The 13,106-nt window shown below is 68.5% G+C and carries 14 protein-coding genes; 4 read left to right on the forward strand and 10 right to left on the reverse strand.

Going from position 1 to position 13,106, the window contains the following annotated elements; all coding sequences use genetic code 11:
• Window positions 1-35: 35 nt before the first annotated feature.
• The 7 genes from ACFWUR_RS13925 to ACFWUR_RS13955 form a co-directional block, all read right to left on the reverse strand.
• On the reverse strand, window positions 36-299 hold the full coding sequence (locus ACFWUR_RS13925) for a hypothetical protein (protein ID WP_378906598.1): 264 nt from the start codon (window positions 297-299) through the stop codon (window positions 36-38).
• A 143-nt stretch (window positions 300-442) separates the two neighbouring features.
• Window positions 443-994 (reverse strand): dihydrofolate reductase family protein, encoded by a 552-nt coding sequence (locus tag ACFWUR_RS13930; RefSeq protein WP_378906600.1) that lies wholly within the window; start codon window positions 992-994, stop codon window positions 443-445.
• Window positions 995-1,149: 155 nt separating this feature from the next.
• A complete protein-coding gene (locus tag ACFWUR_RS13935; protein ID WP_378906602.1) occupies window positions 1,150-2,334 on the reverse strand; it encodes an alanine--tRNA ligase-related protein in 1,185 nt (394 codons plus the stop codon).
• A 257-nt stretch (window positions 2,335-2,591) separates the two neighbouring features.
• Window positions 2,592-3,389 carry an SCO1664 family protein gene (locus ACFWUR_RS13940; RefSeq protein ID WP_378906604.1) on the reverse strand — a complete coding sequence of 266 codons (798 nt, stop codon included), beginning with the start codon at window positions 3,387-3,389 and terminating at the stop codon, window positions 2,592-2,594.
• A 6-nt stretch (window positions 3,390-3,395) separates the two neighbouring features.
• Window positions 3,396-3,983 carry a DUF3090 domain-containing protein gene (locus ACFWUR_RS13945; RefSeq protein ID WP_056820470.1) on the reverse strand — a complete coding sequence of 196 codons (588 nt, stop codon included), beginning with the start codon at window positions 3,981-3,983 and terminating at the stop codon, window positions 3,396-3,398.
• A 49-nt stretch (window positions 3,984-4,032) separates the two neighbouring features.
• Complete coding sequence (locus ACFWUR_RS13950; RefSeq protein WP_378906606.1) at window positions 4,033-4,749, reverse strand: histidine phosphatase family protein; 717 nt, start codon at window positions 4,747-4,749, stop codon at window positions 4,033-4,035.
• A gap of 103 nt (window positions 4,750-4,852) precedes the next feature.
• Window positions 4,853-5,794 carry an undecaprenyl-diphosphate phosphatase gene (locus ACFWUR_RS13955; protein WP_378906608.1) on the reverse strand — a complete coding sequence of 314 codons (942 nt, stop codon included), beginning with the start codon at window positions 5,792-5,794 and terminating at the stop codon, window positions 4,853-4,855.
• A 228-nt stretch (window positions 5,795-6,022) separates the two neighbouring features.
• On the opposite strand from ACFWUR_RS13955, the gene ACFWUR_RS13960 reads away from it, so the two are divergent.
• The 4 genes from ACFWUR_RS13960 to ACFWUR_RS13975 are packed head-to-tail and all read left to right on the forward strand — an operon-like array spanning window position 6,023 to window position 10,047.
• A complete protein-coding gene (locus tag ACFWUR_RS13960; RefSeq protein WP_378906893.1) occupies window positions 6,023-7,000 on the forward strand; it encodes an aldo/keto reductase in 978 nt (325 codons plus the stop codon).
• Between the two features lie 17 nt (window positions 7,001-7,017).
• Window positions 7,018-8,028: a hemin ABC transporter substrate-binding protein gene (locus ACFWUR_RS13965; protein WP_378906610.1), complete on the forward strand. Its 1,011-nt coding sequence runs from the start codon at window positions 7,018-7,020 to the stop codon at window positions 8,026-8,028.
• A 31-nt stretch (window positions 8,029-8,059) separates the two neighbouring features.
• Window positions 8,060-9,181: a FecCD family ABC transporter permease gene (locus tag ACFWUR_RS13970; protein ID WP_378906612.1), complete on the forward strand. Its 1,122-nt coding sequence runs from the start codon at window positions 8,060-8,062 to the stop codon at window positions 9,179-9,181.
• Complete coding sequence (locus tag ACFWUR_RS13975; protein ID WP_378906614.1) at window positions 9,178-10,047, forward strand: heme ABC transporter ATP-binding protein; 870 nt, start codon at window positions 9,178-9,180, stop codon at window positions 10,045-10,047. Before ACFWUR_RS13970 ends, ACFWUR_RS13975 begins: the two co-directional genes overlap by 4 nt.
• A 14-nt stretch (window positions 10,048-10,061) precedes the next feature.
• On the opposite strand, the gene ACFWUR_RS13980 is transcribed toward ACFWUR_RS13975, so the two are convergent.
• From ACFWUR_RS13980 to ACFWUR_RS13990, 3 genes are read right to left on the reverse strand one after another with little or no spacing between them, the layout of a single operon-like run.
• On the reverse strand, window positions 10,062-12,140 hold the full coding sequence (locus tag ACFWUR_RS13980; RefSeq protein ID WP_378906616.1) for an MMPL family transporter: 2,079 nt from the start codon (window positions 12,138-12,140) through the stop codon (window positions 10,062-10,064).
• 19 nt (window positions 12,141-12,159) lie between these two features.
• Entirely contained in the window at window positions 12,160-12,693 is a 534-nt protein-coding gene (locus ACFWUR_RS13985) for a hypothetical protein (protein WP_378906618.1), read from the reverse strand.
• 6 nt (window positions 12,694-12,699) lie between these two features.
• Complete coding sequence (locus ACFWUR_RS13990; protein ID WP_378906620.1) at window positions 12,700-13,056, reverse strand: hypothetical protein; 357 nt, start codon at window positions 13,054-13,056, stop codon at window positions 12,700-12,702.
• Window positions 13,057-13,106 lie beyond the last annotated feature (50 nt).

Genomic DNA, 13,106 nt, shown 5'->3' on the forward strand with positions numbered 1-13,106 from the left:
CTCCCCGACGTGCGGCGGCACCGAACGAGATCACATCACTGCTGGTAGCACTGCACATTCGCGGTGTCGGCGTCCGGGCCGAACTGCGGCAGCGCGTAGAACGACGCACCGACCTGGTCGGCCGCCTGCACAGTGACGTCGGGCAGCGGCGCACCGGAGCGGTCGGTGGCGGTGCAGACGAAGGTCTTCTCGGCCCACCAGCCGGCGGGGAACGCCTGCGCGGGTGCGGCGACCGCAGCGGCGGCACCGGTCAGCAGCAATGCGGTGGCGGAGGCGGTAACGATAGAACGGGTCGACATGGTTCCTCAGATCTCGCGGGGATAACGAAAGTGCTTGGAGCACACTAGCACCGGCGTTGACCAGGCAACAGAGCCTCGACAGCACGATCTGCCGCCGGTGCGCTACCACGCGACGCCGAGCCCCGGCGCCGGGTGCGGCGACCTCAGTCGACGACGTAGCGCAGCATCACCGCGGTCTCGAAGCGCCTCGTCTCGGCCAAGCGGAGCCCGACGCGGTGGTCCAGTGACGGGAACATCGGTGTGCCGCCGCCGAGGACCACGGGCGAGACGAAAAGCTGGTACTCGTCGATGAGCCCGTGGGGCATCAGCGAGGCCGCCAGGCTCGCGCCACCGACCTCCATGACGCCGTCGCCGCCTGCCTTGAGCCTGCGAACCTCCTCGACCGCGTTCTCGCTGACCAGGGTGCTGTTCCACTGGACCTCGGTGAGCGTCCGAGAGAAGACGACCTTGGGTGTGTCGGTCCAGAGCTCGCCGAATTCGCGCTGCACAGGCGGTGCGTCCTCGGGCACGTACGGCCAGTACTCGGCCATCAGCTCGTACAGCCGGCGACCGTTCAACGACACCTCGAGCCCGCGGAAACGGTCGTTGTGGAACTGGTGCAGCTCCTCGTCCGGATCGGTCCAGTCGATGCTGCCCTCCCGGTCGTTGACATAGCCGTCCAGGGACACGCCGAACCCGTAGATCAGTTTCCTCATAACGGTGTAGACCTCCTTCGCGCTCGAAACTCATCGGTGGGATGGTCGGCCTCACCTTTCCCCAGCCGCGCGTCGTTACTCGACAACGCGCTCATCCCACACCGGTACAGCGCCGACTCCGAGTGCCACCACCCGCGACAGCCCCGACCTGACTGTCACCTGACATCGGCCTCGGCGGTCAGATACACCACGAGATCGCGAGGTAGGCCGTGCGTGTCGTGCAGATAGTGATAGTCGTCGTCGGTCAAGGGCCCGGTGAAACGGCGCTGGGACAGGACTTTTCGTCCGCCCTGGAGCAGCAGGTGGAATTTTCGTTCCTCGTCGAGCAGGATGGCGCGGACCTCCTGGGCGGGAACGGATTGCCGGAAGTGTCCGAGGGTGCGTTCCACCACCTCGATCGGCAGGTCGGCCAGGGTGCGGGTCGGATCGTCGCGCCACAGCGTGGTCAAGGCGCGGCGGATCACCCGGCGAAGTATGTGACCGCGACCGGACGGCGAGGGTGCGACCCGGTCGCCGAGGATGACGATGCTCGACCGTAGATGGTCCGACACCAATCGCAGCGACCGCTCGTCCAGCGGACCCCAGATGCGGGGCAGGGCGGTCGTCCAAGGCCCGAAAACGTCGATATCGAAAACGGACTGCGTGTTCTGCAGGACTCGCACCAGCCGTTCCACACCCAGACCGGTGTCGATGACGGGCCCGCGCATCGGTTCGAGGCTGCCGTCGCGATGGCGCAGGTATCGCATCATGACGTGATTCCACAGCTCCACCCACCGGTGATCGGAGGTCGGTGTGCCCTCTGGCCAGTCGTCTCCCGTCCAGACGAAGATCTCGGAATCGGGCCCGCAGAGTCCGGTCGGACCGTTGGACCACCAGTTCTCGTCGGTGGTCGGTTCGACCGGCAGGCCCAACTCGTCCCAGGTGCGCCACGATTCGTGGTCGGGCTCGACCTGTTCGTCACCGCCGAACACCGTGGCATACATCCGGTTGGGGTCGATGCCGAACCCGTCACGCAGTAGTTCGAATCCCCACCGCAGGCTCTGTGAGCCGTCGTAGTCGCGCAGTGACCAGGAGCCGAGCATTTCGAACACGGTGAGGTGGGTGTCGTCACCGACCTCCTCGAGATCGGTGGTGCGCAGGCATCGCTGCGAGCCGGTGAGCCGTCGACCCAGCGGGTGGGAGCGGCCCATCAGATAAGGGGTCAGCGGGTGCATTCCGGAGGTGGTGAACAGCACCGGGTCCCCCGGCGAGGGAACGAGCGATCCGGCCGGTGTGCGGGCGTGCCCGCGGTCGCGGAAGAAGTCGAGGAATGTCCGAACGGTCTGGTCTGTAGTGATCACGGTGGTTGCTCCATCGATGTGACATCGACCGGAAGCGACCGCACGGGCAGGCCCGGCACCGAGACCGACGCACACCGGCGGACCGTTTCCGGTCGCCGGCGTGGGGGAAGAAGGTCAGGCGGCAGCGACCGGCGAGCTGAGAGCTCGTGCGATCGCGGCAGCGGTTCGTGAATCGACCTTCATGGCGGCAACGGTAACAACCGGGCGGTGGGGAGCGCGACCGGTTTTCGGCCGGTGAGGTGAGCGGGCGGCTGCCGTCAGAAAGCGGGCCACGGGATCGGCCGCGAGGAGTTGGGCACCGGCATCACCGGGTGTTCGAGCAGTGCTTTCGCGCGTTCGGTGAGCGCGGTGATCTCGGCGTCGGTGATGTGGGTGGCCAGCGAATCAGCCACGGCGCCGGGCAGATTCGCGGCGAAGGTGGCGATGTCGGTGATCAGTGACTCGTGGACCGGTCGCCCGGCCCAGCCCCACAGCACGGTGCGCAATTTCGGTTCGGAGTGCAGGCAGATGCCGTGGTCGACGCCGTAGACCTGCCCGTCGACACCTTCGAGTGCGTGCCCGCCTTTGCGGTCGGCGTTGTTGAGCAACAGGTCGAGCACCGCCATCCGTTGCAGGCGCGGGTCGTCGGCGTGGATGAGCGAGACCTCGTTGCCCTGCTCGTCGAGCGCCCGCAGGACCTCGCAGAATCCGTCGGGCACCGCTTCGGGGGTGCACAGGTCGACCAGGTCGAGACGTTGACGGGTGTCGGTGCGGTTGTCGACCGAGGTGACCCACCGCTGCACCATGCCCGGCCCCAACGGGCCCTCGCGCAGCACCGTTTCGGGGATGACCCCCCAACCGAGGTGTTCGGAGATCAGATACGACGCGACTTCGCGGCCGGCGAGGGTGCCGTCGGGAAAGTCCCACAGCGGTCGTTCACCGCGCACCGGCTTGTAGACCACCCGCAGTGGGGCACCGTCGGGCTCGGGTGCGGCGATCTCACAGACCAGCGTGAGATTGCTGGCGACGCCGATGCGTCCGACGATGTCGAGTTCACCTTCGGTGATCACCGGCACGGCAGCTCACTCCTCTTCGAGCTCGGCCGCACCGAAGATCTCGCCACGCTTGTACCCGTTGGTGCGCACGCACATGTGCCCGCGCGAGGACAGCGGTTCCCCGCACAGCGGGCACGGTGGGCGCCCGGCCGCGATCACCCGCGCCGACCGCAGCGCGAACTCGCGGGCCTGGATGGGGGTCAGGAACACCCGCACGGCGTCGGGGCCTTCGTCGGTGTCGTCGAGCACCACCGATTCGTCGACCTCGGTCTCGGTGATCGCCAGCAACTCGACCACGACGGCGTTGGCGTCGGAATCCCAGCCCAGGCCCATGGTGCCCACCCGGAACTCGGTGTCGATGGGGGTGACCAACGGCGCGACATCGCGCACGTCCTCACCTTCGGGTGGCACCTCGGCGCCGAAACGGCGCGCTACCTCGTCGAGCAGCAGACCCATCCGGTCGGCGAGCACCTTCACCTGCTGCTTCTCCAGCAGCACACTCACCACCAGCGGCTCCTGCACAGCCTGCAGGTAGAACGAACGATCGCCCGGTTCACCGACGGTCCCGGCGACGAAACGATCGGGGGTGCGAAATACATGGATTGCGCGTGACACATGCACCTCCTGATACGTGACCCTGATCGACACTCACGAACACACTTCTCTAAGGAGAATCGCGGTGCCCCGCATTCCCATTATCCGCGCTTGTGGCCGTCGGCACCTCTCCACCGGGCGTCGGTGTCGGCGGGGCGGCCACGGCGAGCGCGGAAAGATCGGAACCCGTGTCGTTGAACTTCCACACCGACGGCCCGTGCGGGCTGTAGCGGACAACGCTGATCGAGGCCGGTTCCACCGCGATCCGCTGAAAGCTGTCCAGGTGCAGGCCGAGGGCGTCGGCCAGGATCGATTTGATGACGTCGCCGTGCGCGCACGCCACCCAGAGCACGTCCCGACCCGCCTTCTCGGCCAGTGTGCGTTCGATGTCGCGGATCGCGGCGACCGCACGCTGCTGGACCTGAGCCAGCCCTTCGCCTCCGGGGAACACCGCACCCGAGGCGTGCCCCTGCACGACCCGCCACAGCGGCTCGGTGACCAGTTCGGCGATCGGCCGCCCGGTCCAGTCGCCGTAGTCGACCTCGATCAGTCGTTCGTCGTGGTCGGGTTCGAGGCCGAGTTTCTCGGCAAGGGGTGCCACGGTGCGCTGACACCGCAACAGCGGTGAGCTGGCGATGTGTTCGATCGGCAGCATCGCGAGCCGGTCGGCCACCGCGGCGGCCTGTTCGGTGCCGCGCTCGGTGAGTTCGACGCCGGGTGCGCGGCCCGCGAGGGTGCGCGCGGTGTTGGAGGTGGACACACCGTGGCGGAGCAGGATCACCGTCATGGGACCAGCCTAGTGGGCGCACTCGCGCGGCGTTCCGCGGTCGTAGCGCGTTCGGCCGCCGCGAAGGCAGAGCTGGGTGTCACCATCGGAGCCCGGTGCCCGCTCAGGTCGCGGAGACGACGCCGGTGGCGAGCAGGCCCATCACAGCGAGGCCGACGATGATCCGGTACCCGACGAACCAGTAGAACGAGTGCTTACCGACGAACTTGAGCAGCCACGCCACCGACGCGTAGCCGACGACGAAGGCGAGCACGGTCGCGACCAACAGCTGCGGCCCGCTCGCGTTGAGACCCTCACCCGCCGGTTCGAACGCGTCGGGCAGGCTGAACAGGCCCGACGCGGTGACCGCGGGGATCGCCAGCAGGAAGGAGAACCGCACGGCAGCCTCGCGCCGCAAGCCGAGGAACAGGCCCGCGGTGGAGGTGGCCCCGGAGCGGGAGACGCCGGGAATCAGCGCGAGACACTGCGCGAGGCCCATGAGGATGCCGTCGCGGGTGGTGAGTTGCTCGATGGGACGCTGCTTCTTGCCGAAGTACTCACCGGCGGCGATGACGAGGGCGAATGCGACCAGCATGAACGACACCAGCCACAGATTGCGGGCACCGGTGCGGATCTCGTCCTTGAACAGGAACCCCAACACCCCGATCGGGATGGTGGCGATGATCACGTACCAGCCGACGCGGTAGTCGAGTTCGCGCTGGGTGTCGCGTTCGTGCGCGTCGCGGGCACTGCGATCCATCACCGGCAGCTTCGTGGTGACCCGGTCACCGACAGCGACCTCGCGCTGTGAACGTTCCCGCCACCGCATACCCAGCGTGGTGAACCAGGCGACGATGATGCGCTGGATGTCCTTGGCGAAGTACACCAGGACCGCGAGTTCGGTGCCGAGCTGGGTGACCGCGGTGAACGAGGCGCCCGCGTCGTCGCCGAAGAACACGCCCGAGACGATGCGCAGGTGTCCAGAAGAGGAGATCGGCAGGAACTCGGTGAGTCCCTGCACCAATCCGAGTACCAATGCCTGAAACCAGGTCATCGACTCGCCCACCGTGTCCTCCTGCTGACTCGCGCCCGAAAGACCGCGTCCTCCTGGGCTTTTGCTTCATATCCGGCCGTGACGGCCATGATCTCGCAGCGACCCTACCTGTCGTCGCCGCCGGTCGCCGCCTGCCCGTCGCCGAGATCGGGTTCTGCCGCGCCACGCAACGGGTCGTCGAGCGAGGCAGCGATGGTGCGCGCATTAGGCTGTCGCCGTGACGAAAGCGCGGGCGCGGTGATGGAACAGCGATCGGTGGGACGCAGCGGCCTTCGGGTGTCGCGAATCGGCTTGGCGACCCATACCTGGGGAACACATACCGACGCCGACGAGGCATCGGTGCAGTTGGCGGCGTTCACCGAGGCCGGTGGCACGCTCGTCGACATCTCGCCCGTCTACGGCGAGGGTGCGGCGCAGCGGATCCTGGCGGATCTGCTCGGCGACCTGGTCTCGCGTGACGAATTGGTGATCAGCGGCAGTGCGGGGGTGGTGATGCACGCGCCCGGCGCCGGGGTCGGCGACTCGGTGCCCGCGCCCGCGGCGGTGGGCCCGGTGGTCGACGCGTCGCGGCGCACGCTGCTCAAACAACTCGATCGGACCCTGCTCGAACTCGGCACCGACCATCTCGACATCTGGAGCATCGCCGCCTGGGATCCGTACACGCCGCTCGACGAGGTCGCGGCCACCCTGGATACCGCGGTGCGGACCGGTCGCACCCGATACGCGGGCGTGCGCGGCTTCGCGGCGTGGCAGGTTGCCAGCCTGGCCGCGATCGCGCCGATCATCGCCGCGCAGACGCCGTACTCGCTGCTCGCGCGTGGCACCGAGAACGATGTGATTCCCGCCGCCCGCCACCACGGGGTGGGCGTCATCGCCTCGGCGCCGCTGGCCGGGGGGATCCTGACCGGTAAGTACAGCGACGGTGTTCCTGCGGATTCGCGTGGTGCCGACGAGGCGACGGCCGCGGAGATTCGGCGCAGGCTCGACGACGATCGCGCGACCAGAGTGGTCGACGCGCTGGTCACGGCGGCCGACGGGCTCGGCACGTCCCCGCTGGCGGTGGCGCTGGCTTGGATTCGTGATCGGCCCGGCATCGCGAGCATGATCGTCGGTGCCCGTGATATCGGTCAGCTCACCGGCGTGCTGGCCGCTGAAACCCTCGAGCTGCCGCGGGCGATCGCGGCGGCACTGGACGATGTGAGCGCCCGTTCCGAATGATGGCTAGCCTTGCCTTCATGAAACTGCGTGGTGTGCTGACGGCGATGCTCGCGGCGACGGTGCTGACCGGCGCCGTCGCGTGCACCGGAAGCAATCCTGCATCGACTGCCGATTCGGGACCGGTCACGGCCCAGCTCGCCGACCTGGACCCCGTCCCGATCGGGCCCGCCCCGACACCGCGGCTGCCGGTGACGGTGAAGTCCCACGACGGCAACGACGTGACGATCACCGACACCTCGCGGATCATCGCCGTCGACCGGTACGGCACGCTCGCCCAGACCGTGTGGGCGCTGGGTCTGGGTGCGAACCTGGTCGGCCGCAGCACGTCGGCCTCGTTCCCCGCCGTCGCGGCCGTGCCCAATGTGGCAGGCGGCAACGGCAGCCTCAGCGTCGAAGCGGTCCTGAACCTGCGCCCGTCGGTCTTCCTCACCGACACCACCAGCGCGGCGCCCGCCGTGCGCGAGCAGCTGCGGGCGGCCGGGGTGACCGTTGTCTACTTCGACCCGGAACGCAGCATGGCCGGTGTCGTCCCGCAGATCGAGGCAGTGGCCACCGCCCTGGGTGTTCCCGAGGCCGGTCAGCAGCTCGGCGCGCGCACCCACGACGAGATCGCCGCCGCGACCGCCGAAGTGCCCGAGCGGGACCCGCGACCCAAGATCGCGTTCTTGTACCTGCGCAGCACGGCGATCACCATGATGGCGGGCCGCGGCTCGGGCGCCGATTCGTTGATCACCGCGATCGGTGGGGTGGACGCGGGCACCGCGGCCGGGGTGAACGAGCCCTTCGTCTCCATCACCAGCGAGGCGATGATCGCCGCCGCCCCCGATGTGCTGTTGGTGATGTCGGACGGGCTGAAGTCGGTGGGCGGCGTCGACGGCCTGGAGAAGGTGCCCGGCATCGCCCAGACCCCGGCGGGTCGCAACCGACGCGTGATCGACATGTCCGACGCGGTGATCCTCAGCTTCGGCCCCAACACCGGCCGGGTCGTCGCCGCGCTGTCCGACGCCGTTTACGGCGAAGCGGCATGAGAGGTCGGCGGTCGCAGCGCGTGAACACCGAATGAGTGAAGTGCCCGATCTGACGAAGTCCGCGAGCCCGCCGCGGATCACCGACGCCACCCCGGATCCCCTGCCGCCCACCGGGCACCGGGGTACTCGCGTGACAGTGGTGTTCGCCCTCGCGCTGCTCGCCCTGGTCGTGCTGGCAGTCGTGTCGGCGGTACTCGGGCAGGTGCCCACGACCGCCGCCGAGGTGCTGGGCAGTGTGGCGCACCGGGTCGGCCTGGACATCGGGTCGCTGCCCGCGCACCCGGCCGGTGAGGTGACGCTGTGGGAGGTGCGGTTCCCCCGGGTGGCTCTGGCCGTCCTGGTCGGGGCCTCCCTCGCGACGGCGGGTGCGTTGTTGCAGGGCGTGTTCGCCAATCCGCTGGCCGAGCCGGGCGTGATCGGGGTATCGGCGGGCGCCGCGGTGGGGGCGGGCACCGTGATCGTGGTCGGTGGTGCGTTCGTCGCGTCCTGGTCGGTGGCCGCGGCCGCGTTCGTCGCGGGATTGATCACCACCGCCCTGGTCTATGTGTTGTCGAGGTCGGGTGGGCGCACCGAAGTGGTGACCCTGATCCTCACCGGTGTCGCGATCAACGCCTTCGCCGGCGGATTGATCGCGCTGCTGCTGTTCGTCGCCTCCCCCGCCGCGCGCGATCAGATCGTGTTCTGGCAGCTCGGCAGCCTCAACGGCGCCACCTGGCAGTCGGTGACGGTCGTGGCGGCGCTGGCATCGGTCGGCATCTTCGCCGCGATCCTCCTCGCGGCCCGTCTGGATCTGCTCGCGCTCGGCGACTCCGCGGCCCGCCACCTCGGTGTCGACGTGGAGCGGCTGCGCAGGCAGGTGATCGTGGTGGTCGCGGTGCTCACCGCGGCCGGTGTGGCGTTCAGCGGCATCATCCTGTTCGTCGGGCTGATCGTGCCGCACCTGGTGCGCATGATGGTCGGCCCCGGACATCGGGTGCTGGTCCCGCTCAGCGCGATCGTGGGCGCGGTGGTGCTGCTCGGCGCCGACGTGGTGGCCCGCACGCTGGTCCACAACGCCGACCTCCCGCTGGGCATGCTCACCTCCCTGATCGGTGGCCCGTTCTTCTTCTGGCTGCTACGCCGCACCCGCGCCCGAGCAGGAGGCTGGGGATGACCGAGGTCCACACCGCGCCACAACGCCGCAATTCCTGGCGTTCCCTGTTCGCTCGCACCCCGGACCTGCCCTCGCGCCCCGAGCCGGGCACTGTCACCCTGCGTGCCACCGACCTCACCGTGCGGCGCGGGACCCGCACGGTGCTCGAAGCGGTCGATTTCCAGGTGAGGGCAGGCGAGATCGTCGCCCTCGTCGGCCCGAACGGGGCGGGCAAGTCCAGCCTGCTCGCCGCCCTCGCCGGCGAGCTGGAACCGAGCGCGGGCACCGTGAAGCTCGAAGGCCACGCGCTGTCGCACTGGACCCCCGCCGATATGGCCCGCCGCCGCGCCGTTCTGCCTCAATCGCATGCCGTCGGCTTTCCGTTCACCGCCCGTGAAGTCGTCGCCATGGGCCGTGCCCCGTGGCTGCACACGCCCGCCGCCGACCACGACGACGCCCTCGTCGCCGAGGCGTTGGCCGCCACCGACGTCACCCATCTGGCCTCGCGTGTGTTCCCCTCGCTCTCGGGTGGCGAGCGCGCCCGCGTGGCCCTGGCCCGTGTCCTGGCTCAGGACACCGCCACCTTGCTGCTCGACGAGCCGACCGCCGCGCTCGACCTCGGCCATCAGGAAGCCGTCCTGCGGCTGGCCGCCACGCGTGCCGCCGAGGGCGCCGCCGTGATCGTCGTCGTCCACGACCTCGGGGTGGCCGCCGCCTACGCCGACCGCGTCACGGTCCTGGACGCGGGCCGCGTCGCCGCGGACGGCCCCCCACGCGAGATCCTCACCCGGGAACTGCTCACCACGGTCTACCGCCACCCCGTCGACGTCTTCGATCACCCGGCGACCGGCGCCCAACTCGTCCTGCCCGAACGCGGCCGTCGCTGACGAGTTCCAGGCGGCTATTTCCAGATGATCTTCAGCAGGGCGGGTGTGAGCACCATGCGGATGATCGTGGCGTCGATGATCAAGGCCACGATCATCCCGTAGGCGATGTATTTCATCAGCACCAGATCCGAGAACCCGAACGCCCCGGTCACCACGATCAAGATCGCGGCCGCCGAGGTGATCACCCCACCGGTGTGGGCCACGCCGTAGCGGATCGATTCCGCGGCATCCGCGCCCGCGGCCCGCTTCTCGGCGATCCGTGACAGCAGGAAGACCTCGTAGTCGGTGGACAACCCGAAGATCACCGTCACGATCAACGCCACCACCGCGAACATCAACGGCCCCGGGGTGAACTGGAACGTCTCGGACCCGTGCCCTTCCACGAAGATCCAGGTGAGCACGCCCAATGTCGAGACCAAACTGAGCGCGCTCATCGCGACGGCCTTCAGTGCCAGGATCACCGATCGGAACGCCACGATCATCAATGCCAGCGCCGCCGCGATGAGGATCGCCAACAGCAGCGGCAGCCCGTCGATCAACCCGTTGATGCTGTCGCGTTCCAGCGCGGGGATGCCGGCGACCATCACCTGCACGCCCGGTGGCGCGGGTAGCGACCGCAGTGTGTCGATCACCCGGTCGGCGTCGCGTTTGTCGGCGAGTCCCGCGGAGAGCACATTGATGTTGTCCTTGGTCGCCGCCGCCGGTTCGAACCGCCCGGTCAGCCCGGGGACCTGATTGGCTTCGAACCGGATATCGCTCAACTGCTCGGAGGAGGCGCCGACCACGATCAGCTTCAACGGTTCGGTGCGGAATCCGGGGAAAAGGCGATCGAAGTCTTCCTGGGCCACCCGCGCCGGGTTGTCGGCGGCCAGATACTTCTCGCTGATGCCGCCGAATTCGATGTGGCGCAACGGAATACTCAAAGCCAGCAGGCCGAGCACGATCGGGATGACCACGGCCCACGGCCTGCGCATCGCCCACTGTGCCAGCCGGGAGAAGAACCCCGCGTCGATCTGGGCTTCGGTCTTGCTGCGCGAGAAGCGTTTCCAGCCCAGCCAGTCGATGCGGTGTCCGGCGATGCTCAACGCGGCGGGCAGTGCGGTCACCGACAACAGCGCGGCCAGCATCACCGCCGAGATTCCGCCGTAGGGCACCGAGCGCAGCACACCGTTCGGGAAGATGAACAGCGCGCCCAGACTCATCGCGATGATCCCGGCGGAGAACAGCACGGTGCGACCCGCGGTGGCGACCGTTCGCGCGGCGGCGTCCTCGACCGAGCGTCCGGCGGCCAACTCCTCGCGGAACCGGGTCACGGTGAACAGCCCGTAGTCGATCGCCAACCCGAGCGCGACCAAGGTCATCACCGCGCTGGCGAACACGTTGACCTCGATGTGGGCGGTGAGAACCCGCAAGATCCCGGAGGTGCCGAGAATGGTGAGCCCACCGATCAGCACCGGCAGCAAGGCGCCGATCACCCCGCCGAACACGAAATAGAGCAGGATCGCCACGATCGGCAACGCGATGATCTCGGCGCGCTTGATGTCGTGCTGCATCCCGATATTGATGCCTTCGACCACCGGCTGCAGGCCCGCCAGCTGCACTGTCGTCCCCCCGGGTCCGCCGCCGGGCACACCGGCGTCCAGGTGTGGCTTCAACGCGAGGTAGTTGTTGACTGTCGCGGTCCCGCCGCCACCGGCCAGCCCGATGCTGGCGAAGGCGTGCTGTTTGGTCGGATCGGAGGCGTTCGCCGAGAAGGGGCTGTCCCAGTAGCTGTCGATCTTGTGGATCCGCTCGCCGTACTGCTTTCGCAGGTCGGCCAGTGCCGCCGTCACCGGTCCGCGCACGGCGGGGTCGTCGACGGTGGTGCCGGGTGGGGCGGTGTAGATGACGATCAGGTCGCCGTCGGTGTCGCGGCCGAAGGTGTCGTCGGCCAGTTTCGACGCCGCCACCGACTGGCTCGACTCGTCGAACCAGCCCTCCTGGGTGTAGCGGTCGGCCAGGTCGCGCCCGAACCATCCCGAGGCCAGCACTGCCAGCACGAAGAGGCCGAGCACGAGGAATCGGTGGCGGAACACGAACCTGCCCCACCGCATGGATCGAGATTCGCGCATGTCAGCCGCAGGCGGCGGTGCGGTAATCGGCAGAGCGCAGGATGCCGCACAGGTCGGTGCGCGAGATCTTCCACTTACCGTCGAGCAACACGAAGTGCACGATGGTGGTGCGCACGTTGGTACCCGAACCGTCCTTGTCCAGGCGCATGGTCGCGGTCAGGGTGCCGTCGCGGTTGTCGAAGACCGGGTCGACGACGCCGTACACGGCGTGGGGGTTGTCGCGCAGCGCCTTGTACATGTCGGGAATCGCGTCGGAGAACGCGGCGCCGTCTTCGATCAGTTCGGTGCGTTCGACATCGGGCAGGCTCGGGTCGAGCGCGCGTTTGATCTGCGCGTCGAGTTGTTCGGCGGTCGGCAGCGGCACATTGGCCTTGCTGGCCGAGACCGCGACGGAGGAAGCGAGGGAGGCGTTGGCCGAGGACCGTGCGGCGTCGACCGAGGCCTCGTCGGCGGTTCCCGCGCACGCGGCGAGGGCGACGAGGGCCGTGAGGCAGGCGGTGGCCGCAGCGGCCCTGGCGAAAAGTGTGGAAGACATCACCATCTACATACCATCAATGACGGCACTGATTCGTCCCAGGATGGCGCGAACTGTGGAGATGTCACTGGAAGCGGGCGCCGCGACAGGGCCGGCGTCGGGGAGCAGATCGCGTACGAAGGCGCTGACGCTGCGTTCGTCGTCGAGGTCGATATCGGTCACCTGGGCTCGGGCTTGGGCCACCACGTCGTCGGATCCGGGGACCGCGTCACCCAGGTCGGCGCGATAGATCTGCACGGTGAGGGTGGCGTGCTGGGTGCGGAAGGCGAAGGGGTGGCCGTCGTCGGTGGTGCCGAAGCCGTGGGCGAACGGTCCGACGGAAATGTCATCGATGCCGAAACCCGTGCGTGTCCGATCGGTCATCGTGAGATCTCCTGCCGCTGGTGTGGCAATCAATTGTCGACGCGTCAACA

The organism is Nocardia sp. NPDC058633, from assembly GCF_042717045.1.
In the GTDB taxonomy this organism is placed as follows: domain Bacteria; phylum Actinomycetota; class Actinomycetes; order Mycobacteriales; family Mycobacteriaceae; genus Nocardia.